The organism is Bradyrhizobium guangzhouense (genome assembly GCF_004114955.1).
Lineage (GTDB): Bacteria > Pseudomonadota > Alphaproteobacteria > Rhizobiales > Xanthobacteraceae > Bradyrhizobium > Bradyrhizobium guangzhouense.
In genome coordinates this window covers 1,957,646-1,983,132 of record NZ_CP030053.1, presented here as the reverse complement: position 1 = coordinate 1,983,132, position 25,487 = coordinate 1,957,646, and the positions used below count along the sequence as shown (strand labels likewise).

Genomic DNA, 25,487 nt, shown 5'->3' with positions numbered 1-25,487 from the left:
GCGCTAAACCGCGACTTCCGCCTTGATATGCGGATGCGGATCGTAGCCGACGAGCTCGAAATCCTCGTAGCGGAAGGAGAAGAGGTCCTTCACGTCAGGATTGATCTTCATCACCGGCAGCGCACGCGGCGCACGTGACAGCTGGAGTCGCGCCTGCTCCAGATGATTCGAATAGAGATGCGTGTCGCCGAACGAATGCACGAAATCGCCGGGCTTCAGCCCTGTGACCTGCGCCACCATCATCGTGAGCAGCGCATAGGAAGCGATGTTGAAGGGCACGCCGAGGAACACGTCGGCCGAACGCTGATAGAGCTGGCACGACAGTTTGCCGCCTGCGACATAGAATTGGAACAGGCAGTGGCACGGCGGCAGCGCCATCTTGTCGACCTCGGCCGGATTCCAGGCCGAGACGATCAGGCGGCGCGAGTCCGGATTGCGCTTGATCATGTCGACGACGTTGGCGATCTGGTCGATGCTGCGTCCGTCGGGCGCGGGCCAGGAGCGCCATTGATGCCCGTAGACCGGGCCGAGATCGCCATTGGCGTCGGCCCATTCGTCCCAGATGGTGACGCCGTTGTCGCGAAGATATTTGATGTTGGTGTCGCCCTTCAGGAACCACAACAACTCATGCACGATCGCCTTCAGCGGCAGCCGCTTGGTGGTCAGCATCGGGAAGCCGGCGGACAGGTTGAAGCGCATCTGGTGGCCGAACACCGACAGCGTACCGGTACCGGTCCGATCGGTCTTCTCGGCGCCGTCTGAAAGAATCCGCTCGAGCAGGTCCTGATACTGGTGCATGTGCAATAGGCCTTTGGGGAGGCGGCGAACTTAACGGCGCCCACTGCGCTGCAACAGCGGCGATTCGCTGTGCCCACAGATTATATCCTGAAAAGGTGCCCCTTCCCGCCACAAACGACAAGGAGCGGAACTCGCGTCCCGCCCCTTTTATCAGCTTGATTATTCTCATTAAACTCGTCGGCTGAGCACCAAGTCCCACTTCTCAATTCTCGGATTCGGTGAACACCTCGTCGCGCTTGGCGCGCAGCATGGGGAGCAGCGTCAGCACCAGCAGGAAGGCTGCGATCGCGAGCAGGACGGCCGAGAGCGGGCGCGTCACGAACACGCTCCAGTCACCACGCGAGATCAGCAGTGCGCGGCGAAGGTTCTCTTCCATCAGCGGTCCCAGCACCATGCCGAGCAGCAGCGGCGCCGGCTCGAAATCATGCTTGATCAGCCAGTAGCCCACCAGACCAAACACGCCCGCAAGGATGACATCGACCGGCGCATTGTTCACCGAGTAGATGCCAATCGCGCAGAAGATCACGATCGAGGGGAACATCAGCCGGTAAGGCACGCGCAACAATCGCACCCAGATGCCGACCAGTGGCAGGTTGATGATGATCAGCATCAGATTGCCGATCCACATCGAAGCGATCATGCCCCAGACGAGGTCGGGCTGCTTCTGCATCACTTGCGGACCCGGTACGATGCCGTGAATGGTCATCGCCCCCACCATCAGCGCCATCACCGCGTTCGGCGGGATGCCGAGCGTCAAGAGCGGGATGAAGGAGGTCTGCGCGGCTGCGTTGTTGGCGCTTTCCGGCGCCGCCACGCCCTCGATCGCGCCGCGGCCGAACCGCCTCGGATCCTTCGCAAGCTTCTTCTCCAGCGTGTAGGCCGCGAACGAGGCGATGACCGCACCGCCGCCCGGCAGGATACCGAGGATCGAACCGAGCGCGGTGCCGCGCAGGATTGCGGGCGTCGAATCGATCAGGTCCTTCCTGGTCGGCATCAGGCCGGTGATCTTCTGCTGCACGAGGTCGCGGTTCATCTCGGCGCCGGCGTCGAGATTGCGGATGATCTCGGCAAAGCCAAACACGCCCATCGCGACCGTCGCAAAGCCGAGACCGTCGGCAAGCTCCGGAATGTTGAAGGCCATGCGTGAAGCACCGGTCTCGATATCAGAGCCGACCATCGACAACAGCAGGCCGAACACGATCATCGCGATCGCCTTCAGCACCGAGCCCTTGGCGAGCACGACTGCGAAGATCAGGCCGAGCACCATCAGCGAGAAGTACTCCGCCGGACCGAACGCCAGCGCGAGCTTCGTGAGTGGCGCACCAAGCACGGCGATGAGCACGGTCGCAACGCAGCCGGCGAAGAACGAGCCGATCGCGGCAATCGCCAGCGCCGGACCGGCGCGGCCCTGCTTGGCCATCGCGTGACCGTCGATGGCGGTGACGACCGATGTCGCTTCGCCTGGAATGTTGACCAGGATCGAGGTGGTCGAGCCGCCATACTGGGCGCCGTAATAGATGCCGGCAAGCATGATCAGCGCGCCGACCGGCGGCAGTCCGAAGGTGATCGGCAGCAGCATCGCGACGGTGGCGATGGTGCCGATGCCCGGCAACACACCGACAAGCGTGCCGACCAGCGCGCCGATCAGGCACATCAAAAGGTTGATCGGAGAGAAGGCGACGACGAAACCGTGAGCGAGGTTGGCAAAAAGCTCCATGACAGCCTCACTGAACCAGGAAACGCGGGAACATCGGCATCGGCAGGCCTAGCACGTAAGGGAAAAGCAGTGCGCAGCCGATCGTCAGGCAGGCGCCGACGATAGCGGCCTCCACCCAGCGCGTCTCATGCGATCCGAGTGCTGCGATCATGAAGCTCACGAACGCCGAGACCACGAGACCCAGGGGGCGGATCGCCAGTGCGAAGAACAGGATCGCGCACATCACGAACAGCGGCCCCCGCCAAGAATAATGCGCGAGCGCCGGTCCTTCGTTCAAAAGGCCGGTCAGGGCGATCGCGGCGGACAAAGCCACGAGCAATCCGCCGAACATCCGCGGCGCCGTGCCCGCACCGAAGGAGAAGCCGCGCATGCCTTGCAAATCGCTCGAGGCCCACAGCGCAAACAGCGCCAGTGCCATCAGGATGACGCCGCCGATATAGTCCTGGCCCGACTTGATCGTCATGAACAGCGTGACGATCGCTACTGCGAACAACGGATAGGAATAGATCAGCGCCAACAAGACATCCGATGACGCCTTCTTGGTCTCACCGTCGATCGCGCCAAGCACTGCGGCAGGCGCGCCGGCGACGAGCGCCGTCGTGTGGCTGATCAGGACCGTGGCCGGACCGCGCCCAGTGCCCCAGCCGAAGATCGTGCCGATCGACCAGATCAATTCGAAAATCTGAGGGGCGAGCGCCAGCAGGCAGAAACCGAGCGCCACCGAGGTGTTTTTGGTGGCTGTTGCCGAGTGGCCCATTGTATCGGCCATGCATGTCTCCTCCGCGACCCGTAAGTCACGAGCACTGTTGTTCTAATCGGCTGGAACTGGATCCCCGCCCCGCATCATTGCCTAGCGATTTTCATCACACAATACCAGCAAAACCCAACAGTCCGCCTGCGAGCAGGAGCCACAGCGGATTGACGCGCGAGACAGAAGCGATCACGGCAACCATCGCGGTCAGGAGCACCGCAGCAATGGTGCGATCGGTCGACTGCGCGAGGATCAAGGCACTTGCTGCCATCAATCCGATCGACAGCGGAACCAATGCAGCCTGGATCAGGGCAGGCCAGCGCGATTGGCTCGGCCGATTCAGCAGCCGGCTGACATAGTAGGCAAGCAGCGCCGTCGGCAGGCACATCGCCAGCGTCGCGGCCAGCGCACCGGGAACGCCGGCAACGGCATAGCCGATCAAGGTGACGATCAGCACGTTCGGCCCCGGCGAGAGTTGCGCGATCGCATAAGCATCTGCGAACTGCTTGTCGGTCATCCAGTGATGCACCTCGACAGCGATGCGGTGCATCTCGGGTATTGCGGCAGCAGCGCCGCCGACCGCGAACAGCGACATTAGACCAAAGGTGGAGATCAGCGCCCAGATGGGGTTCTCGCTGCTCATGCTGCTGCCTTCCGTCGCATCACATAGGTCACGGCGATGCTGAGCGGGATCGCGATCAGCAGCACCGCCTGCAACGGCCAGCGGAACACGCCGATGGCTGTGAACACGCCGAGCATCAGGATCATCACGACGACATCCATCCGCTTGAGCAGCGGCGTCATCATCCTGAAGACCACGGCGATCAGCAGGCCGACCGCGGCGCAGGAGATGCCTGCGAGAATCCGGCGCAGCACCTCCACATCGCCGAACCGCGCGTAGATGATCGCGAGCACCATCATGATCAGCGTCGGCGGCAGCAACAGCCCGGTGAAGGCCGCAACGCCGCCGGCAATGCCGCGCAGCCGCGAGCCAAACACCATCGAGAGATTGACGATGTTCGGGCCGGGCAGGAAATGGCAGAGCGCGAAGGTCTCGTTGAACTCGTCCGCCGTCATCCAGCGGTGCTGGTCGACGATGGCGTGCCGGGCGAACACCAGAACGCCGCCGAAGCCGGCCAGCGACATCCGGGCGAAGGCCAGGAACAGCGCGGCGAGGCCGGGCGGAGGGGCATGAGTGGGGCGAATTTCCGGCTCTTGGGCGACCGGTGCTGAATCCGTGGACATGTCAGGAGCTTAGAACGCGCTTCCCGGATCGGCCAAGACCAGGACAGCGACCATCCCGGATCTATCCAAAGGAACCGCGTCGCTTTCGCTCGAAACCTCTGTATTTTGAAACCTTTGCCTCCTATATTGGGGGTGCCGGTTCGCCGGCTATGGAAATAAACGGTCGTCGCAATAAACCATTCGGACCCGGGGGCGGTACCCGGCGCCTCCACCAAAGCCCACCAGCGGGCACCCGAAAAGCGGGCTTTGGCGGGGGCGAAATAGGATCGACGAGGGCGTAAAGGGCGTGCTTTTTCCCGGTATTGTTCCGCCGTTATCGGGCTACTGCAATAGTTGCCAACGACAACTTTGCTCCGGTTGCTCAGGCTGCGTAACGCAGTTTGAAAGACCAACTTAAAGTCCTAACGGGTTAAGCTCCGTTAGGCGGGGTTCGGAGGCACCTGGCAACAGAAGCCTCCACTTACCTCTGATTTCCTTCCCGGCGGGGACTCCTGCTGACCCGTCAGGCGCGGTACTATTGCGGCTTGGCGAGTCGGACCGGCAGGGCCCGTCTCCCGGAATGCAACAGGACCACCATGGCGACCGATCACATCCGATACGACGTGCTGGCGAGCGAGGCGATGCGCGGCGTGGTCAAGAAAGTGCTGACTGACGCTGCGGCCCAAGGCCTGCCGGGCGAGCATCATTTCTTCATCACCTTCGTATCGAAGGCCGAGGGCGTGAAGCTGTCGAGCCGATTGCTGGCGCAATATCCGGAAGAGATGACGATCATCCTGCAGCACCAGTTCTGGGACCTGACCGTGCTCGAAGATCGCTTCGAGGTCGGCCTGTCCTTCGGCGGCATCCCGGAGCGGCTGGTAGTGCCGTTCAGCGCCATCAAGAGCTTCCTCGACCCGTCCGTGAAGTTCGGCCTCCAGTTCGAAACCTCCGACGCCGAAGTGGCGGGCGAAAATTTGCCGGCCGCCCCTGCCCCCTCGGCTGTCGCGATGCCCGCGCCTGCCGTTGAGCCGACGGAAACCGCCGAAGAGCCGAGCCCGCCGAACCAGGGCGGCGCCGAAGTCGTGCGGCTCGATCGTTTCCGCAAGAAATGATCTAGCTTGGCCGCCAGACCGTCGCGTCCGGCCAATCCCCTATATAGAAGAGCACATGAAGATGCCGTGCGGCACCTCGCGCGGCAGAATGGATGTGCTCATGGCCAAAGCTGCGAAGACCGCCCGCCCCGCGACCCGCACCGAGACCGATAGTTTCGGTCCCATCGAGGTCCCCGCCGATCGTTATTGGGGGGCGCAGACCGAACGCTCGCGGCAGAATTTCCGCATCGGCATCGATCGCATGCCGATCTCGCTGGTCCATGCGCTCGGCATCGTCAAGCTTGCAGCGGCGCAGTCCAACCTCGAGCTCGGCCTGCTCGACAAGCGCAGAGCCGGCGCCATCATCCGTGCCGCGCACGAGGTGATCGAGGGCAAGCTCGACGATCATTTCCCGCTGGTGGTGTGGCAGACCGGCTCGGGCACCCAGAGCAACATGAACCTCAACGAGGTCATCGCCAACCGCGCCAACGAGCTCCTGGGCGGCGAGCTCGGCACCAAGAAGCCGGTGCATCCCAACGACCACGTCAACATGAGCCAGTCGTCGAACGACTCCTTCCCGACCGCGATGCACATCGCCGCGGCAAGCCGCATCAATGCCGATCTCGTGCCCGCGCTCGGCGAGCTGCACCGCGCGCTCCGCAAGAAAGAGAAGCAGTTCGCCAGAATCGTGAAGATCGGCCGCACCCATACCCAGGATGCGACACCGCTGACGCTCGGCCAGGAATTTTCCGGCTATGCCGCGCAGGTCGAAAGCGGCATCGCGCGACTGAAGGTCGCAGTGAAGGATCTCTATCCGCTGGCGCAGGGCGGCACGGCTGTCGGCACCGGGCTCAACTCCAAACCGCGCTTTGCAAAGCTGTTTGCAAAGCACGTTGCCGGGATCACCAGGCTCCCCTTCACCAGCGCCGCCAACAAATTCGAGGCACTCGCGTCCAACGACGCCTATGTATTGGCGCACGGCGCCATCAATTCCGTCGCCACAGGCCTGTTCAAGATCGCCAACGACATCCGCCTGCTCGGATCGGGCCCGCGTTCGGGGCTCGGCGAATTGATCCTGCCGGAGAACGAGCCGGGCTCATCGATCATGCCGGGCAAGGTCAATCCGACGCAATGCGAGGCGATGACCATGGTGTGCTGCCAGGTGTTCGGCAATCACACAGCGATCACACTCGCCGGCAGCCAGGGGCATTTCGAGCTCAACGTCTACAAGCCCGTGCTCGCCTACAACATGCTGCACTCGATCCGACTGATAGCGGACGCGGCGCGCTCCTTCACCGAACATTGTGTCAGCGGCATTCGCGCCGACGAGAAGCACATCAAGGAGCTGATGGAGCGCTCGCTGATGCTGGTGACCGCGCTCGCGCCGAAGATCGGCTACGACAACGCTGCCAAGGTGGCCAAGACCGCGCATGCCAACGGCACCACGCTCAAGGAGGAGGCGCTGCGGCTCGGTTTCGTCTCGGCCGACGAATTCGACCGCCTGGTGCGGCCGGAGAAGATGACGCGGCCCGGATGAATTCCGAATTCCGATAGTCATCCGTAGTGATACGGAGCCCCAAGGCTCATAATTATAAGGTTTGGAGGACGGGATTTGATTACCGTCAATGTGGCGGCGGAGGCGCATGCTACGCAAGGCCTTCGAGCCCGTGACGGGGCGAAATTCATCGTTTGATGGCCATCCAGGCCAATTGACGAGGACAAGCGAATGACGACGATCAAGTCTTGTTGGGCGCGAGGCCGCGCCCTGTTTCGGAATGTAACATCCTGCCCGCAGAGGATCGGGTGATGGAGACGCGGCATGGGGAACGTCATCAACCTGAATCGTTTCAGGAAGCGCACCGAGCGGGAAGCCTCGGCGAAGCAGGCGGACGCCAACCGAACGAAGTTCGGCCGCACGAAGGCCAAGCGATCGGCGGAGGAGAAGCAGGCGGACCAGGCGAAGGCGCATCTGGACCAGCACCGGATCGATCACGAGGAGCAGCCATGAAGTCGCCCGTCGTGAAGCGTTCGATCGTGGTCGCCGGCCACAAGACCAGCGTCAGCCTGGAAGAGGCGTTCTGGAACGGCATGAAGGAGATCTCGGGCCTGCGCAACATGACGCTGTCCGAGCTCGTCGGCGAAATCGACGGCGCCCGCCAGCAGGGCAATTTGTCCTCGGCGATCCGCCTGTTCGTGCTCGACTACTTCAAGAGCCGCGCCATGGCTGCCATGCAGCCGGACAAGGTCCCGGCGCAATAGCGCCGGGACGTTTGGCCACGGCTTCGTGATCTGCACTTTAAAATCCCTCTAAGGTGCAGTTTCCACGGGCGCGCGCGCTTGACCTCGATGCCCAGCGTTGAAAATACAGGGCATGACCGACACCCATGACATGCGCCGCGAGATGCCGCTGGGCCTGGCCCAGCGCGGCTACACCGGCGTCATTCAGCACCTCGCCGCCAAGCAGGCGGGCTCGGCTCTCTCGGACATCGAGCTCGAGAGCCGGCTGATCGAGCTCGGCTTCGTCGAGGGCGCCCGGGTCGAGGTCCTGCACGAGGGGCTGGTCGGGCGCGACCCGATCGCCGTGCGTGTCGATAACATCACCATCGCGGTGCGCCGCCGCGAGGCCATGGCCATCATCGTCGCTTGAGTAGCGCGACCGGATATCTGATTCCATGGAATTACCCCTTCTGCATCTCGCCCTGGTGGGCACGCCAAACAGCGGCAAGACCTCGCTGTTCAATGCGCTGACCGGCAGCCGGCAGAAGGTCGCGAACTATCCGGGTGTCACCGTCGAGCGCAAGGAAGGTTTCTTCGTCACGCCCCTGGGGCGCCAGGTCTCGATCGTCGACCTGCCCGGCACCTATTCGCTGCGCGGCCGCAGCCCCGACGAGGAGATCACGCGCGACTTCGTGCTCGGCAAGGCCTCCGGCGAGATCGTGCCCGACCTCGTGCTGTGCGTCGCCGACTCCACCAATCTGCGCCTGACCATCCGCCTGCTGCTCGAGCTGAAGCGCACCGGCCGGCCGCTGGTGCTGGTGCTCAACATGTTCGACATCGCGAGCCGTCGCGGCATCTCGGTCGACGTCGACAGGCTCGCCAAGGAGCTCGGCGTCCCCGTGGTCACCTCGATCGCGGTGCGCAAGGGCGGCACGGCCGACCTCCTGAAGCTGACCGACGAGATCTCCGCCAGGCTCGCCGCCGAGCCGCAGGAAAACAGCTGGCGCGCGCTCAGCGTCTCCGAACTGCGCGCGACCCAGCGCGAGGCGGACCGCATCATCTCGGACTGCGTCAGCCTGCCCGCCAGGCCCGAAACCTTGACCGCGCGGATCGATGCGATCGTGCTGCATCCGGTCGGCGGCCTGATCGTGCTGGCGCTGATCCTGTTCGTGATGTTCCAGGCGGTGTTCGCCTGGGCGCAGCCGCTGATGGAGCTGCTGCAATCCGGCTTCGATGCGCTCGGCGAGCTCGTCCACGCCACCCTGCCCGCCGGCCTGTTGCAGAGCTTCCTTCAGAACGGCGTGATCTCGGGCGTCGGCAGCGTCATCGTGTTCCTGCCGCAGATCATCATCATCTTCCTGTTCATCCTGCTGCTGGAAGATTTCGGCTACATGGCGCGCGCCGCGTTCCTGATGGACCGTATCATGGGCGGCGCGGGACTGCACGGCCGCGCCTTCATCCCGCTGCTGTCGAGCTTTGCCTGCGCCATTCCCGGCATCATGGCGACGCGCGTGATCGACAACAAGCGCGACCGGCTGACCACGATCCTGATCGCGCCGCTGATGACCTGCTCGGCGCGCATCCCGGTCTACACGCTGATCATCTCCGCCTTCATTCCGGCGAGAGACGTCTGGGGCTTCATCAACCTGCAGGGCCTCGTGATGTTCGGCCTCTACGCCGCCGGCATCATCAGCGCGCTGGCCGTCTCGTTCCTGATCAAGTTCTTCATGCTGCGCGACTATGCGCCGGCGCCTTTCATGCTGGAGCTGCCGGACTACAAGGTGCCCAGGCTGAAATCAATCGCGATCGGCGTCTTCACCCGCGCGAAGATGTTCCTGCAGCGCGCCGGCACCACGATCTTCTCGATGATGGTGCTGATCTGGTTCCTGGCCTCGTTCCCGCAGCCGCCGGCAGGCTCGACCGAGCCCGCCATCGACTTCAGCCTCGCTGCCATCATCGGCAAGGCGATCGAGCCGCTGCTTCATCCCGTCGGCTTCAACTGGCAGATCGCGGTCGCGCTGATCCCGGGCATGGCGGCGCGCGAGGTCGCGGTCGCAGCACTCGGCACCGTCTATGCGATTGAGGGCGGCAAGGAAGCGGCCGAGCAGATCGGTCAGGTTCTGGCGACCAAATGGTCGCTCGCGACCGCCCTGTCGATGCTGGCCTGGTACATCTTCGCTCCCCAATGCGCCTCCACGCTCGCCGTCATCAGGCGCGAGACCGGGAGCTGGCGCTGGATGGCGGCGACCTTCGCCTACATGCTGGTGCTGGCCTATGCGGCGAGCCTTTTGACCTACAATGTCGCGGTCGCGCTCGGCGCCGGCTAACCCCCCGCAAACCAAAACGCGAAAACAACCCCATGCACAGTAGACGTGCTGGTGGGCCCACGCGGCCCACTGGCGAGGGGCGCTGCCGTGCACTTTCCGCATTTCGGAAAATCGGTTGACCCGTCGGGCAAAACACTGGCACAATGGCATGATCGCAAAATGCCGGGCAGCCAACTCTTCCCCCGTGCCGGTCCCGCCGAGCCTGCAGGCGTAATGCCCCGGCATGGAACTCCGGGCCTTCCTTTGAGTTCCTGTCAGGCATCCCTTTTCGGGCGAAGCCTCAGCCGGATCCCGGGGACCTAACATCAGTGGCGCCCTTCTGGGGTAAAAGCGTCAGGACATCCGATGATCAGCAAGGCCAGCGCCGCGCAAGACGGTGAATCCAGGGATTTGCCGAGGATTTCGACCGGTAGCGATGGGCTGGATGACATCCTCGGCGGAGGGTTCGATGCCAACAGGATGTATCTGTACGAGGGCAGGCCCGGCACCGGCAAGACCACGATGGCGCTCCAGTTCCTGCTCAAGGGGGTCCGCAACGGTGAACGCGTGCTCTACATTTCCCTATCCGAGACCCGACGCGAGTTGAACCTCGTCGCGAAACGACATGGCTGGTCGCTCGAGGGCGTCGACATCTTTGAACTTGTGCCACCGGAGACGACGCTCGATCCGGACCGCGAGCTCACGGTGTTTCATCCCGCCGAGATGGAGTTGAACGAAACGACCAATCTCGTCTTCAAGGAAGTCGAGCGCATCAATCCCACCCGCGTAGTGCTCGACAGCCTGTCCGAACTGCGTCTGCTGGCCCAGAACCCCTTGCGCTACAGGCGCCAGGTGCTGGCATTGAAGCACTTCTTCACCAACCGCAACTGCACGGTGGTACTGCTCGACGATCTCTCGTCGTCCCAAGACGATTTGCAGCTGCATTCGATTGCGCATGGCGTCGTGATGCTCGAACAGCTCGCGATCGACTATGGCGCGGAACGACGGCGGCTCCGCGTGATCAAGATGCGGGGGATCAAGTTTCGCGGCGGTTTCCATGATTTTACGATCGAAGAAGGCGGCCTGCACATCTTTCCGCGGCTGGTCGCCGCCGAGCATCACAAGCCCTTCTCCGGCGAATATACGCCGAGCGGCAACGCCGAGCTGGATCAGCTCCTCGGAGGTGGGCTCGAGCGCGGCACCAATGCGCTTCTGATTGGCGCCGCGGGCGTCGGCAAGTCCTCCGTCGCCCTGACTTATGCGATCGCTGCGGCCCAACGCGGCGAACATGCCGTTTTCTTCGCCTTCGACGAAGGGCGCGGCACGGTTGAAGCACGCGCCAAGACGCTCGGCCTGCCGCTCGAAAAGTACATCATGTCCGGGCATGTCCGGTTTCAGCAGATCGATCCGGCCGAACTATCGCCGGGCGAGTTCGCGGCAAACGTGAGGAAAAGCGTCGAACGGGACAATGCACGCATCGTCATCATCGACAGCCTGAACGGATATCTGAATGCCATGCCGGACGAGCGCTTTCTCATCCTGCAGATGCACGAGCTCCTGAGCTATCTTGCGCAGCAGGGCGTGCTGACCATCCTGATTCTCGCCCAGCATGGGCTGGTCGGGCCAATGGATACTCCGCTCGACATCAGCTATTTGAGCGACGCCGTGGTCATGCTGCGATATTTCGAGGTCGCCGGCACCGTGCGACGCGCCTTGTCGGTCGTCAAGAAGCGCAGCGGTCACCACGAGCACACGATCCGCGAGTTTCGCCTGGGCCGCTCCGGAATCTGGCTAGGTCCACCTCTCAAGGAATTCAGCGGCATCTTTTCCGGCAATCCGCGTTACACCGGTACGGCATCGCTCGAAGGATCGGGGGAATGAGCATCGAGCGAGATCACCATGTTCTCGTCTTTGCTCCGATCGGGCGCGACGGACCGGCTGCTGCAGAACTGTTCCGAAGCTCGGGTCTCGAGGCGATCAATTGCCGAAATCTTTCCGAACTCGTCAGTGAGATGACCGCTGGCGTGGGCGCGGTCTTCGTTGCCGAGGAAGGCCTGTTCGGACAGGACACCGCGCCGCTCGGGCAATGGATCGCGAACCAGCCGCCATGGTCCGACCTGCCTTTCGTGATCCTCACCAGTCATCGCGAGCAACCGGCTGTCGTCGCCTGGCGCCGCAATATCGTCGCGCTTTTACGGAACGTCTCGCTGCTCGAACGTCCGGTCCAGCCGATGACCCTGACGAGCGCCATTCAGTCGGCCATGCGAGCCAGAGGACGTCAATATGAGATCCGGGCAATGCTCCAGGCGCGAGAGCAGACGGCCCAGCAACTCGAAAAGCTGGTCGTCGAGCGCACGCGCGCGCTGGCGGAGGCCAATGAGCAGTTACGCCTGGAGATGAACGAGCGCGCACGGGTCGAGGAGACGCTTCGCCAGGCCCAGAAGATCGAAGCCATCGGCCAGTTGACCGGCGGGGTGGCGCATGACTTCAACAATCTGCTGATGGTCATTTCCGGCGGCCTCGACATGCTCGACCGTCAGACAGACCCAAGCCGCCGTCGCCGCCTGATGGACGGGATGGTCCAGGCCGCGCAGCGCGGCGCCAGCCTGACCCGACAGCTTCTCGCCTTCTCTCGCCGGCAGACACTGCGGCCAGAACCCGTCGATGTCGCGGCGCAGATGGGCGGCATGCGGGAACTGCTCGATCGGAGCCTGCGAGGCGACGTCCACGTCGAGTTCGACTTTCCGGACAATCTCTGGCCGGTCGAGGTCGATCCCGGCGAGCTCGAGCTCGTGATCCTCAACCTCGCCGTCAACGCCCGTGACGCCATGCCCAATGGCGGCACGATCGTCGTACGCGGGGAAAACCTTCCCGAGCTGAATGACGAGCAGATCGCAGGCGACTTTGTCCGCCTGTCTGTCGTCGACACCGGCATCGGCATGGGACCGGAAATCCTGTCGCGCGTTTTCGAGCCGTTCTTCACGACCAAGGAGGTCGGAAAGGGCTCGGGGCTCGGCCTCGCCCAAGTCCACGGATTCACGACGCAATCACGTGGTACGGTCCGCATTCGATCGGAGATCGGCAAAGGCACCAACATCGAACTCTATTTGCCGCGATCGCACAACGTTCCCTCCAGGGAGCTACATCTCGTCGACCTGAACATGACGCGGCCGACAAGAAGCAACCATGGCCGAATTCTCCTGGTCGAAGACGACGATGAGGTCGCCGCGCTGGTGAGCGAGATGCTCGCACAGCTCGGCTACGAGGTCACGCGTACCGCGAGTGGCGCCGCTGCGCTCGGCGCCCTCGCCGACGGCCGAACGGTCGATCTCGTCTTTTCCGACATCATGATGCCGGGCGGCATGAATGGCGTCGAGCTGGCCCGCGAGATCAGACGACGGCGAAGCGACATACCCGTGCTTCTGACCAGCGGATACTCCGAAGCCGCAGTTCACGATGCCCAATTGGCGGGCATCCAGATTCTCCCGAAACCCTATCATCTCGACGACCTGGCTGCAGCGCTGAGCGCCGTGAGATCGGAATTTCGGCTCGACGCGGAGGCCAAACGATCCAACCGGTGCTGACGCCCATCGGCTTCCGAAAGCGATCGACAACAGGCTTCGAGAGCCGTTATCCGTCAGCATGGATTGCTTCCGCACCGACACACTGACACACGACCCATCACGGCGAGGACGTCGTGATCTATCGCATCAGGCGATGACGCATGACGTGCCGCCGGCTCACAGCCTCATCAGCGCCGCAACCAGCCGTTCGGGATGAAACGGCTTCTCCAGCAGCACGCTGTTGGGCACGCCCTGCGACCTCCACAATGCAGCGCCGGCGCTACCCGTAATGTACACGACCGGAAGAGCCGGGTCCTTTTCCCGCATCCGCCGGGCGAGATCCCAACCGTTGAGCTTGCCGCCCAGATAGACATCGGTCACCAGCGCCTTGTGACGCTTGCCGCGCGCGACGAACACGGTCATCGCCTCTTCGCCTGACGAAAGGATGTCGGAGGCAAAGCCTGCATCCGCCAGCACGCTCTCGAGCACGCCCTGAAGCGGATATTCATCCTCCACGATCAGGATCGATGGCGGTTCCGACATGTTTGCCCCAAGCTGGCCAGCGATCCGACGCGATGCGAATGTTCCAGTTCACTCGGAGTGCACCACGTGTTTTTGGCTTTCTGACGATGGAGCGTGTGAAACCTGAACAGGCGTTCAAGAAAGTTTCTTGCCGGTTCCTGCAACAGGCGACCGCGGCCTCCGTTGACCAACCGACGAGGCAGAAGGAGGAGGAACAGATGAGGAAGCTGACTTACGCTCTTGCGGCGGTTGCCACACTCGCAATCGGTGCCCCCACCATCGCCAATGCGGCCGGCTTCGGCGTCTATGTCGGCGGCGACCGCGATGATTACGGCCCGCGTGCCCGCATCTACGAGCATGACCGCGGCTGGCATCATGGCTGGTACCACCACGACCGCGACTACGACCGCGGCGTCGTGATCCGCCGCCATCACTGGGACGACGATTAGTTCGTGCCCGCAAAGTGAAACAAGGAGGCCTCGCTTCGGCGGGGCCTTTTTGTGTCGGCTGCAGGATGGATCGAGCGGAGCTCTTAACTCGTCTAGCTGGTCGGATGAGTTGAGCGGAAGCGAAACCCATGACGCGGCAACACAGGCGGATAAGGTGATGGGTTTCGCAAGAGCTCAACCCGTCCTGCGGAACTGCGGCCACGCCGCCATCGCCGCATCGGCGGCGCCCTCCAGTTCCGCCTGCGTGGCACCGTCCTTGGCCTGGATGGACATGCCCTGATAGACGCTGAGATAGAAACGGCTGAGAGCCTCGATGTCGGTCGCGGCGGACAATTCGCCGTCGGCAACCGCAGCCTGAAGCCGTGCGTGCAGATTGCTCAGCATGTCGCTGCGGACTTTCCTGACGGCGCGGGCGATCGAAGCCGGCCATTCGTCGCTGACAGCGCCGAGCACGGCCATGCAGCCTGCCGGTGCCGAACGCGATTTGGGCAGGATCTCGGCCGCGCTGTGCAGCAGCTTGGCGATGCCCTCGCGCGCGGTTGCCCCTTCGCCCAGCCTGTCCCACACCGGGGGGCCCTCTGTCTGGACGTAATGTTCGATCGCCGCGAGATAGAGCGCTTCCTTGCTCTCGAACGCGGCATAGAGACTTGGCGAGCGCACGCCCATCGCCTCGCACAGATCGTTCATCGAGGCTGCCGCATAGCCCTTGCGCCAGAACAGCAGCATGGCCGCCTCCAGCGCCGCCTCGCGATCGAATTCCCGTGGCCGTCCCGCCATGAATTCTCTTTCTGTAATGGTCAAAACATAATTGACTTGACCGGGCCAATCAAGATCCCAGATATTCTGTGTCGATCGTTACAGAATAGGAGATCACGATGACACTGGCAGGAAAACGGGCCCTGGTGACGGGCGCAAGCAGGGGTATCGGCGCGGCCATCTCGAAGGCGCTTGCCGCAGAAGGTGCCGACGTCGCCATCACTTACGAAAAATCCGCGGACAGCGCCGCTGATGTCGTCAACGCGATCAAGGCGACGGGGCGGAAGGCCGTGGCGATCCAGGCCGACAGCGCCGATGTCGTCGCCGTCCAGGCTTCCGTCGACAAAACAGTCGCGGCATTGGGCGGGCTCGATATCCTCGTCAACAACGCCGGCATTCTGCGCCTGGGCGGCCTCAACGACATGTCGCTCGCCGACATCGATGCGCTCCTGCATGTCAACGTCCGTTCGCCGATCGTGGCGAGCAAGGCGGCGCTCCGCCATCTCGGCAAGGGCGGGCGCATCATCACCATCGGCAGCTATTTTGCCGATCGCGTGCCCTCACCCGCGCTCGGCATATATTCGACCTCGAAGTCGGCGCTATCAGCGTTCACGAAGGGACTGGCGCGCGAGCTTGGCCCCAAGGACATCACGGTCAACCTGGTGCAGCCGGGCTCGATCAACACCGACATGAACCCGGCCCACGGCCCGATTGCGGAAACATTGAAGCAGTTCATGGCGCTCGGCCATTACGGCGCACCTGATGACATCGCCAATGCGGTCGCGTTCCTGGCGAGCGCGAAAGCGCAATATATCACCGGCTCGACGCTCACCGTCGACGGTGGAGCAAACGCCTGAACGACGAGGAGCAAAACGGCCGGGCCAGGATTCGGTCCGGCCGTATTTCCATGCGCGCGGGGTCCGCGAACTCGCCACCCGGATTTGAATGGCTTTCCGGCAATCGACTGTCTATGGTCTGACCATGTCGCGCATTTTGTGTCTATCTTTTGCTGTCATTCTGTCGCTGTTGCCGGCCGTTGCGCCCACAGAGGCCGTCGCAAAAAAGCCAAGGCAAAGCTGGCACGGCTACGGCTTCCTGCCGGGCTATCGCCAGCCGTTGAGCAACAGCCAGCCGATCTTCATGCAGAAGAACGGCTTTCGTCGTTATGCGCGCGAAAATCAGCGGCCCTGGTACATCGATCCGGTGCCGGCCTATTACCGCTACTTCGACGGCGAATGGCACTATTTTGGCCGCCCCGGCTTTGGCGGCTCGCGCTACAATGGCGGCAGCTTCGGTCCGTGCTGGACGCGAACGCCGATCGGCGCGATCTGGAATTGCGGCTAGGCCGGCTCTCGCGGGCTTGCTCCGCCTCTCCCGCTTGCGGGAGAGGCCGACACGCCTCGGGCGATGCGAAGCATCGTCCCGAGCGTGGCGGGTGAGGGTTCTTTCCTCTAGGGGATTGTCCCATCGCGGAGACACCCTCTCCCCAACCCTCTCCCGCAGGCGGGAGAGGGAGCCTACTGTCAATGACGCAGCATCGTGCACGCCAGATGCGATAGGCCAGCGATCGCTCGTGCGACTGTGGGGATCAGCTTTGCATCCTTACCTGAAATACCCGACCACGAGATCGGTATCCGCGCTGGCGGCGACCGTGCCGTTCAGCTCGGCGTCGATGACGCGGCGGCAGGCTTCGATCGCGGCGTGGTCGCCGAGATCGTTGGCGGCTTCCAGCACGAGCCATGCGGCGTCGACCGTGGCCTTCTCCGGAGCCGCACCACCGGTCTCGACCGGAAGCGTCTTGGTGAGGCTTTTGTTCTTGCGGACTGCGGTGCCGAATTGAGGCAACATTGCAAATACTCCCTCGATATCCCGCTCAGTGAACCTGGAGCTCAGGCTGACGACCCGTGGCGGGATCGGCGCCGGCGCTGTTCTTGCGCGACTGGTAGAATTTCAGAATGCTGCGCGAGGTCTCGATCTTGAGCCGGCCGAAGTCGCGCTCGTTGTCGTGAAGCTCGCGCGCCGTGATCAGATGATCCTTGGCGCCCAGGAACAACAGCGACATCGTCGTGTCCCAGGAGAAGTCGAGCGCCTTGCACAGCACCAGGATCATCTCGCGGTTACGGTCCATCAGCGCACGCTCGATCACGTCGACCGGGAGCGAGGACAGCAGCGACAGGCCGATCTGCACCTCGTCGAAGCGGTGCTGGCGCGCATAGTTCGAGATCGAGACCTGGTTGAGGTTGCCCTGCCGGTACTGCGTCGTCACCACGCGCTTGGCGACGAAGTAGCTGCGCGAGGACGGGCCGAACTTGGACTGCAGATCGCCGGTCACCTCGGTCACCGAGCTCTGGATCTGCGACATCATCTCCGGGCGCTCGGTCGCAAGCCGGAGACGAACGTCTTCCGACGCCTTGGAGATGAGTTGCTGGAAGATATGGCGCGGCACGTCCTTACGCAGGCCGAGCTGCTCGGCCAGAATCGAATCTCCCTCGGCGCGGCGGACCATGTGCAGCAGGCCCGAGCCCGAGAAGCGCGCGCCCTCGTTCCTGGCAACCGAGGTGACAACCTCCTGGTTACCACGTTTGACGAGAACGTCGGTCACGGCCTCGCCGATCGCCTCGCGCTGGGAGATCGCGAGCAGATGCGCCTGGCCCTTGGTCATGGCGCTTTCGACCAGCACCTTCTCGCCGATCCTGACGGAGTCGCGCAGCACGGGGCCGGCGACCTCGATCTCGTCGTCGAGCGCGAGCTTCTCGATGACGTTGAGCGGCGCGTGATCGCAGCCTGCCAACAATTCGGAGAGCTGCGCCCGCGCCGCGACCTCGATCTCGTCGGCAAGCCGGCCGATGACCTCGCCGAACATGCTGATATCGTCGTCGACGTAGCGGCCCGTGATCAGAAGATCGGTCGCATGCCACAACGCCTTCGCCCGGCTTTCATCGCTGCCGCGCGCGATCGCGTCGTCCAGATCCTGTAGAAGCGTTTTCGCCCCATCCATCTCGATAACCCCAATTCTTGGTTCCAGTTGCTGGCGAGCCATCCTGCCAATGCGGGCAGGACGCCGGATTCCTCTGGGCCAACACTAGGGAACAAACGCGAGAATCCAGTAAAATCGTCACATCAGTTTTGCCGACGAAAATTCGTTCAAATGCGAGCGAATGTGGTGACCGCGGGGTAACGACGACGGTGCGCCCCCTCTCCCGCTTGCGGGAGAGGGTTGGGGAGAGGTGTCTCCGCGTCGGGACAATCCCCAAGAGGAGAGAACCCTCACCCGCCACGCTCTGCGAGCGTGTCGGCTTCTCCCGCAAGCGGGAGAGGCGGCGCAAGCCAACGGACATCACGCCCTACGGGTTCTGCGGCGTCAGGACCAGCGGCGGCTTCGGCCGGGGCTTGGCGGGCGGCGGGCCCGGGGCAGGCCGCACGTCGATCGGCGGCGGCAAGGGGGCAACCTGCTGGCTTGCCAGCGGCGGGCTCGGCGCGGCGGGCGCGGCAAGCGGAGGCCTCGGCGTCGGTGCGACCCTGGGTTCTGCTCTGGGCTCAGGCTTCGCCTTCGGCGGCGCGCGGCGCGGGTCGCGGCCGGGCATCGGCACGTCGGTCAATGCGGGTGCGGGCTCGGGCTCAGGCGAGACCAGCGCCGGCAGCGCGGCGGTCGCCGGCGGCGGCTCACCGCGCTCGATGGCATCGAGCCGGCGCGTCTCGCGGTCGATCGTGCGCACCGCAAGCCACGACGACAGCGGTGTCAGATCGATCGTGCGGCTGAGCTTGTCGGGCGGACCGGCCGCAAACAGCTGGATCTCCGGCGGCGCGCCGGACAGGCCGGTCATGATCGGCGTCAGGCTGGCGCGGATGTCGGCCTGGTCGGCCGGAATGTCGTAACCGCCGGAGACGATGGCATGGGCGTTCTTGGCTTCCAGCGGCGTTGCGCCGACGCGCAGACGACCGTCGCGAATCGTGAACGGGATCTGCGCCGAGGCGACCGCAATCGGCCCCGCGGACAATGCGGGCTCGACCAGTTGACGCAAGCGGGCGTCGTCGGAGACCTGGCCGCCGTCGCTGGCGCGGATGGCAATCTCGAAGGCGCGCGGATTGAGACCGCTGATCTCGGCCGCATCGAGCGTCACCGTGCCGTTGCCGGCAAGCGCGCCGGTGAGGGCCGTGACGCTGCGGCCCTCACTCGTCAGCGTCATCTGGGCCGAGGCGCGCCCCTTGGGCAGCGCCAGATCGCGGTAACGCAGCGAGGCCGCATCGACATTAGCGAGATCGAGATGCGCGTTCACCGCCAGACCATTGGCGCCATTGCGCGCATCGAGGCTCGCGGTCATCTCGCCGCCACCAAGTCCGCCCTTGAGCGCGTCGAGCGCAAGCGACTGACCGTCGCCCCTGAGCGTGCCGCTGAACGGGCGGATCTCGATTCCCCCGGGCAGGTTGCCGCGCAGCGCCTGGAACGCGATGCGGCCGCGCCAGCCGGTGATGAGGCCCGCGCCGAGCGGCTCGCCGCTGTCGCGCCCGGCGGCGCCGACGGCAAGCGCGAGCGCCGGCATCAGATCGAGCGTGTCCAGCCCGATTTCGCCGTCGACGCTTTTCTCCTGATCGAACGTGACGGCGAGGTGGCCGCGCAGGTGTGAACCGGATGCGGTGCTGTCGAGATCGTCGAAGGTCAGACGATTGCCCGACAGCGTGAGGCGCGAGGACAGGCTCACGGCCTGCACCGATTTGTCGGCCGGGCTGGTCCCGAACAGCGGCGCGAGATTGGCGTTGCGCACGCGCAGATTGACGTTTGCCTTCGGCTCGGCCGCCGACAAATCGACACTGCCTTGCGCATCCGCGTCCAGGCCGCCGCCTCCGAGCTTGGCGTTCAGCTGCATCGGCCTTCGCCAGGCCCCGCTCAGCCTGCCCTCGATCTGCGAGGCGCCCTCGCCTGCGGCGACCATGCGATCGAGGCCGAGCAGCGCGGTCAACGCGGCGGCCCGCGGCGTCGAGACCTTCGATTCCAGCGTGAAGCCGCTGTTGCGCAATTTGTCGATGTCGATGGCGTTGACGTCAGCGGCCTGCGGCTGCGCTGCGAGCGTCGCGGTGGCCTTGAGCTGGGGCGCATCGAGGTCGAGCACGATTCGCGCATCGCTGCGATCGGCATGTTCGGCGTTCCGGTCGAGGCTGAGGTCGAGCTTCAGCCGCGTCGCGCCCGGCAATGCCGGGATGGCATCGAAGCGCGCGCGGACCGCGGGCGCGATCGGCTCCAGCAACGCCGTGAGATCGCGCAGCGAATTGGCCGACGATTTCAGCGCGAGCTTGCCGGTGGCCCTGGTGCGGTCAAAACTGCCTGATGCCTCCGTGGTCACGCCGCTGGCCTGGCCGAAGCGCAACTGCTCCAGCGACATTGCCGTCGGGCCGTAGCCGAGCCTGGCCGCGAACGGCCGCAACTCCTGGCCGGCCGAGATCGCACGGCCGATGTCGAGCGAAAGCTTCGCCTCCTCCGGCCATTCGCCTTGCGGGCCTGCGAGCGCGCGGACAAAGCTCGCGGCGGCGTCGAGGTCGAGCCGGTCGGCCTTCAGCTCCGCGTCGATCCGCGAGCCCTTGTTGGCGCCCGTTTGCACGAAAGCGATCCGCCCTTCGACGGTGCCGCCTTCGATGTCGGCCTTCAGGCCGTCGATGGCCAGATGATTGGCCGCGATCGTCACATTGCCGTCGAGACGGAGCGGCCGCGTGCTGCGCCGGGTCACCTCGTTGCGGCCCTGCAGCCAGGCCACCAGCGTATCCGGATCGGAGGATTCGACGCCGATGCGGCCGCTGAAACTGTCGGCGCCGGGCGCCGCGCCGTTGAGCGAAACCTGCGTCATGCCGGGCGCGCGCAGATCGAGCCGCCGGAAGGTCCAGGACCGGCCATCGGTCTGAAGCTCGGTCGTGATGTTCTGGAGCGGACGGCCGCCCAGCATGATCTGGTCGGAGTTGAACTCGATCTGCGCCGGGATCGGCGCCTGCGGGATCGCCGCGAGACCTGCGCGCAAAGCGGGCAAGATGCGCAGCGGCTCGGCATCGTCGCGGCCGGCGAGCTTGTCGGCATCGACCTGCCGCGCCGACAGCACGGCGCGCAGCAGCGGCGAGGCGCCGAACCTGAGGTCGCCGACGCCGCCGACCTTCAGCGCGCTGTCCTCAAGGCCGAAGCTCGCGTCGATCTGGTCGAACTTGGCACCGGCCGGATCGGCCTTGAGCTTTGCGGTGAGCTTCCACGGCGTCGGCCCCGCCTCGCCTGCTTTCTTCGGTGGCGGCACCGCCAGCGTCAGCGCGCCATCGAATTTCGGCAGGCGGTTGTCGAAGGCAAGCACGCCTTCGAGATCGGCCAGAATGGCGCGCTCGCCGGGATCGATATTGAGGTGCACGCGGGTGGCGCTGCCGTCCGGGCTCGGGCCGGAGGAGACGCGGAACGGATAACGCACACCATTGGCCGTGAATTTGCCATCGCCCCGCACCGAGCCTGCGAGCGAGCGGACGTCGCCGGAAAAGACGATATCAATGAGCTCGAGGGTCGAACGGCTGGCGGCATCGTGGAGGGCGATACGGCCGGTGAGATTGAGCCGATCGATGGCGAGCGAGGCGAGATTGAAAGTGCCGGTCGCGGTGGAGGGCAGATCGACCTTGCCCCTGGCGTCGAGCCCGAGGTCAACCGCCATGCCGCCGACCGTGAGCTCGGTGGCGCGCCATTCGCCGCGCATCAGCGAGCTCAGGCTGAACTCGACGTCGAGCTTGTCGGCGCGCAAGCGCCCGAGATCGTTGTTGCCGCCGAAGGTGACCGAACGCAGACGCAATTTCGGCGCCGGCAACAGCCGTGCATCGAGCTCGCCCGCCACGCGCACCGGGACGCCGATGATTCGGGTCGCCTCTGCCTCGAACTGGGGCCGGAACTGGTTCCAGTCAACGAAGTAAGGCCCGATCAGCGCGGCCAGCAGCGCTAAGATAAAGGCAATCGCCAATCCGAGCAGCGTCGTCTGCACGGGTCTCCCCTCGGCCAAGCCGGCACCCGGGTCAAACCCAAGCTGACAAACCAAGCTTCAGGCGCGCCGGAACAGCCCCTTATATAGGGGGAAGTGTGGCGAAGTCACAGCGACTGTTGCGCGCGGCGGTTAACGCGACCCCGGTATCACCAGCTCGCCGGCAGCTGCTTCAGGCCCCGCAGCACGAAGGTCGGGCGCCATTCGGGGTTTTCGACGTCGTCGATGCGCAAACCCGGCAGGCGCCGGAGCAGCGTGGCGATGGCGATCTCGGCCTCGATGCGCGCCAATTGGGCCCCCAGGCAGAAATGGATGCCGCCGCCGAACGACAGCGGCTTGACGTTCGGCCTGGTGATATCGAGCCGATCGGGGTGATCGGGATAAACGGCCGGGTCGTGATTGGCCGAACCGAGCAGGCAGAGCACGGTCTCGCCCTTGGGGATGGTCTTGCCGCCGAGATCGTCGATCTCCTCCAGCGCGACGCGGCCGGTCATCTGCACCGAGGAATCGTAGCGCAGGAATTCCTCGATCGCGTTGGTCATCAGGTCTGGCCGCGCCTTCAACAGCGCGAGCTGGTCCGGATTGCGATGGAGCGCCAAGAGGCCGTTGCCGATCAGATTGACCGTGGTCTCGTGGCCTGCGCCGAACAGCAGGATGATATTGGCCGTCAGCTCCTCATTGGTGAGCTTGTTGCCGTCCTCCTCGGCCTGCACCAGCTGGGTGATGAGGTCGTCGCCGGGAGTCTTGCGGCGCAGCTCGAACAGCTGCTGGAAATACATCTGCGCCATCGTCGTGGCGGCGTTGCCCTTCGCGATCTCCTCCGGCGTCATCGGCACCGGGTCGAGCAGCCGCCCGCCGTCGCGCGAGCTCTTGTAGAAGACCTCGCGATGGTCTTCGGGGATGCCGAGCATCTCGCAGATGATGGTGACAGGCAGGCGAAAGGCGAAATCCTCGATCAGGTCCATCTGGCCGCGGCCGATCACGGCATCGATGGTCTGGTCGACGATCTCCTGGATGCGCGGCCGCATGTCCTCGACGCGGCGCGCGGTGAACGCCTTCACGACGAGGCCGCGCAGGCGGGTGTGATCGGGCGGATCGGCCTGCAGCATCCAGTGCCCCATGCTGCGGAACACCGGCTCCTTCATGATGTCGGGGCCATAACGGCGTGTCGTGCGCTCGACGAAATCCTTGCCGAAGCGTTTGTCGCGCATCACCAGGCTGACCTCCGCATGGCGGCTCGCCACGAACTGGCCGAACGGCGTGACGTGGATCGGGTCGATCGTGCGCAGCCGGTCGTAATGCGGATAGGGATTGCGGATGAAGTCCGGCGCGAGCGGATTGAACAGGGGATCGCTGGCGACGCTCTGCACTTGCTCGTTCATGGTGACCTCACATCGGTTGCCGCATGACACGATACGCCAGTTTGCAGCCCCGGAGCCGGCGTAACCATCCCTGACCAATTATCAACTCGATACATTGTTGTATCGAGTTGCATTCTGCCCTAACCTGGCCCGATGTCAAGGCTGAGAACCAGGCCGACCAGGGACGACACGCGCGATAGACTGTTCGAGGCGGCCGCGCGCGTGTTCGAGCAGGACGGGATCGGCGGCGCCAGCATCGAGGCGATCGCGGCCGAGGCCGGCTTCACCCGCGGCGCGTTCTATTCGAACTTCAGGAGCAAGGACGAGCTGATCTTCGCCATGCTCGAGGACCATGTCGAGCGATCGATCCGCCGCAACATGGAAATCCTGGCGCAGCACAAGAACCTCGACGACTTCATTGCGGCGCTGAAGACGATGGACCGCGCCCGGCAGGACCCCCTCGCCCGCTCGCCGCTCCTGCATATCGAGATGATCCTGTTCGTCGCACGCGCCGAGAAGCGCCGCCCGGAACTTGCAAAACGCCTGCGCGCGCGCCGCAAGCTGATCGCCGACATCGTCGAGGCGACCTTGAAGGACAGCGCCAAAGGCCCGGCGCTGAACCCGCCCTGGATGGCCTCGGTCGTGCTGGCGCTGGAAGACGGCTTTCGCCTGCACCGGCTGATCGACCCGGAGACGACGCCGGCCGACAGCTTTCTGCGCGCCATCGGCGATTTGCGGCGCAGGACGGGGTTGGCGTCGGACTAGCGCCCTGCTGCGACGCGCCCGCTGTCGTGTGTTCTCGCAAACGAGGATGCGCTCTCGAAAGAGCGGGGTTCATCACAGGCGATATTTCTTTCGAACGCACCGAAAGGAATTTCCAATGGCCTTCCTGTCCAAGACGACCATCGCAACGGCCGCGTTCGCGATCATCTCGAGCCAGGCGCTTTCGGAAGCGTGCTGGGATTTCAAATCCGACATGGCCTACACGTATCGCGGGCCGGGACAAATGAGCGTCCGGGAATTCGGAGGCGATCATCGCAGCGCGATCATGAAGTACGCGGCGAAAGTGCCGAAAAACACCGTCTTCTTCATGAAGGACGGCGAGCTCTATTCCGCGGCGGGAATGTCGGAGAACTCGCTGAACGAACTTCATCTGGAATGACGGGACGGCGCAAGGCGGCTGCGCCGTCGGGAATCGGGTGGGCCGGCAGCGATCACATCGTCATAGCTTCTCGTGGTGGGCACCAAAGCACATAACAGGAGAAGCGATCGTGTCGATTGAAGACGACAACAAGGCCATCGTTGGCCAGTGGTTCACGAATTTCTGGGGCAAGACCTGCGACCTCGGAATTGTCGATGAACTCGCAGCGCCCGATATGCTGCTGCAATATTCGCTGCACGAGCCGCGGCGAGGACGCGACGACATCAAGGCGTTCATGACGGACTTCCGGAAAGCATTCCCCGATCTCAATTTCTGGGGCGCTGCCGATCTCATCGCCGAAGGCGACTATGTCGTCGGCCGATGGGAAGGTGGAGGCACGCATACCGGACCGGCGTTCGGCGACTTCCTGGCAGGATCGCTGCCGGCCAACACCGGCCGCACCATGAAGTTCACCGGCACGACCGTGTTGAAGCTCAAGGACGGAAAGATCCTCGAGGAAATCGGTCTTGACGACGGCGTTACGGCCTTGCAGCAGCTCGGCCTGATCCGCGCCGCCTGAACCGGCGATTGCGCAGAGATCTCAA

25 protein-coding genes and 1 other RNA gene are annotated in these 25,487 nt (G+C 64.1%); 15 read left to right on the top strand and 11 right to left on the bottom strand.

Annotated features, from left to right (window positions below):
• Window positions 1–3: 3 nt before the first annotated feature.
• The 5 genes from XH91_RS09550 to XH91_RS09530 form a co-directional block, all read right to left on the bottom strand.
• Complete coding sequence (locus tag XH91_RS09550) at window positions 4–798, bottom strand: thymidylate synthase (protein WP_128950361.1); 795 nt, start codon at window positions 796–798, stop codon at window positions 4–6.
• A 202-nt stretch (window positions 799–1,000) separates the two neighbouring features.
• The gene (locus XH91_RS09545) at window positions 1,001–2,515 is read right to left on the bottom strand and encodes a tripartite tricarboxylate transporter permease (RefSeq protein ID WP_128950360.1); all 1,515 of its coding nucleotides are present in this window, start codon (window positions 2,513–2,515) and stop codon (window positions 1,001–1,003) included.
• A 7-nt stretch (window positions 2,516–2,522) separates the two neighbouring features.
• Complete coding sequence (locus tag XH91_RS09540; protein ID WP_128950359.1) at window positions 2,523–3,284, bottom strand: tripartite tricarboxylate transporter TctB family protein; 762 nt, start codon at window positions 3,282–3,284, stop codon at window positions 2,523–2,525.
• A gap of 94 nt (window positions 3,285–3,378) precedes the next feature.
• The gene (locus tag XH91_RS09535; RefSeq protein WP_128950358.1) at window positions 3,379–3,909 is read right to left on the bottom strand and encodes a chromate transporter; all 531 of its coding nucleotides are present in this window, start codon (window positions 3,907–3,909) and stop codon (window positions 3,379–3,381) included.
• Window positions 3,906–4,511: a chromate transporter gene (locus XH91_RS09530; protein ID WP_128950357.1), complete on the bottom strand. Its 606-nt coding sequence runs from the start codon at window positions 4,509–4,511 to the stop codon at window positions 3,906–3,908. Before XH91_RS09530 ends, XH91_RS09535 begins: the two co-directional genes overlap by 4 nt.
• A gap of 95 nt (window positions 4,512–4,606) precedes the next feature.
• On the opposite strand from XH91_RS09530, the gene ssrA reads away from it, so the two are divergent.
• From ssrA to XH91_RS09485, 9 genes are all read left to right on the top strand, one after another.
• Window positions 4,607–4,972, top strand: a transfer-messenger RNA (tmRNA) gene (gene ssrA, locus XH91_RS09525).
• 114 nt (window positions 4,973–5,086) lie between these two features.
• Window positions 5,087–5,602: an SspB family protein gene (locus XH91_RS09520; RefSeq protein ID WP_128950356.1), complete on the top strand. Its 516-nt coding sequence runs from the start codon at window positions 5,087–5,089 to the stop codon at window positions 5,600–5,602.
• Window positions 5,603–5,690: 88 nt separating this feature from the next.
• Complete coding sequence (gene fumC / locus XH91_RS09515; protein WP_128954779.1) at window positions 5,691–7,118, top strand: class II fumarate hydratase; 1,428 nt, start codon at window positions 5,691–5,693, stop codon at window positions 7,116–7,118.
• A gap of 282 nt (window positions 7,119–7,400) precedes the next feature.
• Window positions 7,401–7,589, top strand: a complete 189-nt coding sequence (locus XH91_RS09510; RefSeq protein WP_128950355.1) for a DUF4169 family protein — start codon at window positions 7,401–7,403, stop codon at window positions 7,587–7,589.
• A complete protein-coding gene (locus tag XH91_RS09505) occupies window positions 7,586–7,840 on the top strand; it encodes a ribbon-helix-helix domain-containing protein (protein ID WP_128950354.1) in 255 nt (84 codons plus the stop codon). The genes XH91_RS09510 and XH91_RS09505 overlap by 4 nt, the downstream gene beginning before the upstream one ends.
• A gap of 112 nt (window positions 7,841–7,952) precedes the next feature.
• Window positions 7,953–8,228 carry a FeoA family protein gene (locus tag XH91_RS09500; protein WP_128950353.1) on the top strand — a complete coding sequence of 92 codons (276 nt, stop codon included), beginning with the start codon at window positions 7,953–7,955 and terminating at the stop codon, window positions 8,226–8,228.
• A gap of 25 nt (window positions 8,229–8,253) precedes the next feature.
• On the top strand, window positions 8,254–10,125 hold the full coding sequence (gene feoB / locus XH91_RS09495; RefSeq protein ID WP_128950352.1) for a ferrous iron transporter B: 1,872 nt from the start codon (window positions 8,254–8,256) through the stop codon (window positions 10,123–10,125).
• A gap of 345 nt (window positions 10,126–10,470) precedes the next feature.
• Complete coding sequence (locus XH91_RS09490; RefSeq protein WP_128950351.1) at window positions 10,471–11,985, top strand: ATPase domain-containing protein; 1,515 nt, start codon at window positions 10,471–10,473, stop codon at window positions 11,983–11,985.
• Window positions 11,982–13,688: a response regulator gene (locus XH91_RS09485; RefSeq protein ID WP_128950350.1), complete on the top strand. Its 1,707-nt coding sequence runs from the start codon at window positions 11,982–11,984 to the stop codon at window positions 13,686–13,688. Before XH91_RS09490 ends, XH91_RS09485 begins: the two co-directional genes overlap by 4 nt.
• 156 nt (window positions 13,689–13,844) lie before the next feature.
• Here the strand turns inward: XH91_RS09485 and XH91_RS09480 are convergent, their stop codons facing one another.
• Window positions 13,845–14,210: a response regulator gene (locus XH91_RS09480; protein WP_128950349.1), complete on the bottom strand. Its 366-nt coding sequence runs from the start codon at window positions 14,208–14,210 to the stop codon at window positions 13,845–13,847.
• 197 nt (window positions 14,211–14,407) lie between these two features.
• Here XH91_RS09480 and XH91_RS09475 point away from each other — a divergent pair, with 197 nt between their 5' ends.
• Window positions 14,408–14,638, top strand: a complete 231-nt coding sequence (locus XH91_RS09475; protein WP_128950348.1) for a hypothetical protein — start codon at window positions 14,408–14,410, stop codon at window positions 14,636–14,638.
• 174 nt (window positions 14,639–14,812) lie between these two features.
• Here the strand turns inward: XH91_RS09475 and XH91_RS09470 are convergent, their stop codons facing one another.
• Window positions 14,813–15,415: a TetR/AcrR family transcriptional regulator gene (locus XH91_RS09470; RefSeq protein ID WP_128950347.1), complete on the bottom strand. Its 603-nt coding sequence runs from the start codon at window positions 15,413–15,415 to the stop codon at window positions 14,813–14,815.
• 98 nt (window positions 15,416–15,513) lie between these two features.
• Between XH91_RS09470 and XH91_RS09465 the strand changes: the two genes are divergently transcribed.
• Together XH91_RS09465 and XH91_RS09460 are read left to right on the top strand one after the other, a co-directional pair.
• On the top strand, window positions 15,514–16,251 hold the full coding sequence (locus XH91_RS09465; protein ID WP_128950346.1) for a 3-oxoacyl-ACP reductase family protein: 738 nt from the start codon (window positions 15,514–15,516) through the stop codon (window positions 16,249–16,251).
• A gap of 124 nt (window positions 16,252–16,375) precedes the next feature.
• The gene (locus tag XH91_RS09460; protein ID WP_164933931.1) at window positions 16,376–16,738 is read left to right on the top strand and encodes a hypothetical protein; all 363 of its coding nucleotides are present in this window, start codon (window positions 16,376–16,378) and stop codon (window positions 16,736–16,738) included.
• Window positions 16,739–16,996: 258 nt separating this feature from the next.
• Here XH91_RS09460 and XH91_RS09455 read toward each other — a convergent pair whose 3' ends face one another.
• The 4 genes from XH91_RS09455 to XH91_RS09440 all read right to left on the bottom strand — a co-directional run bounded on the left by XH91_RS09455 (window position 16,997) and on the right by XH91_RS09440 (window position 23,762).
• Window positions 16,997–17,242, bottom strand: a complete 246-nt coding sequence (locus XH91_RS09455; protein WP_128950344.1) for a hypothetical protein — start codon at window positions 17,240–17,242, stop codon at window positions 16,997–16,999.
• A gap of 25 nt (window positions 17,243–17,267) precedes the next feature.
• The gene (locus XH91_RS09450; protein ID WP_128950343.1) at window positions 17,268–18,392 is read right to left on the bottom strand and encodes a DUF2336 domain-containing protein; all 1,125 of its coding nucleotides are present in this window, start codon (window positions 18,390–18,392) and stop codon (window positions 17,268–17,270) included.
• Between the two features lie 346 nt (window positions 18,393–18,738).
• Window positions 18,739–22,383, bottom strand: a complete 3,645-nt coding sequence (locus XH91_RS09445; protein WP_128950342.1) for an AsmA family protein — start codon at window positions 22,381–22,383, stop codon at window positions 18,739–18,741.
• Window positions 22,384–22,529: 146 nt separating this feature from the next.
• Window positions 22,530–23,762 (bottom strand): cytochrome P450, encoded by a 1,233-nt coding sequence (locus XH91_RS09440; RefSeq protein ID WP_164933990.1) that lies wholly within the window; start codon window positions 23,760–23,762, stop codon window positions 22,530–22,532.
• A gap of 132 nt (window positions 23,763–23,894) precedes the next feature.
• On the opposite strand from XH91_RS09440, the gene XH91_RS09435 reads away from it, so the two are divergent.
• From XH91_RS09435 to XH91_RS09425, 3 genes are all read left to right on the top strand, one after another.
• Entirely contained in the window at window positions 23,895–24,506 is a 612-nt protein-coding gene (locus XH91_RS09435) for a TetR/AcrR family transcriptional regulator (RefSeq protein WP_128950340.1), read from the top strand.
• A 115-nt stretch (window positions 24,507–24,621) separates the two neighbouring features.
• Window positions 24,622–24,903 carry a hypothetical protein gene (locus XH91_RS09430; protein WP_128950339.1) on the top strand — a complete coding sequence of 94 codons (282 nt, stop codon included), beginning with the start codon at window positions 24,622–24,624 and terminating at the stop codon, window positions 24,901–24,903.
• A 109-nt stretch (window positions 24,904–25,012) separates the two neighbouring features.
• Window positions 25,013–25,462 carry an ester cyclase gene (locus XH91_RS09425; RefSeq protein ID WP_128950338.1) on the top strand — a complete coding sequence of 150 codons (450 nt, stop codon included), beginning with the start codon at window positions 25,013–25,015 and terminating at the stop codon, window positions 25,460–25,462.
• The last annotated feature ends 25 nt before the right edge of the window (window positions 25,463–25,487 follow it).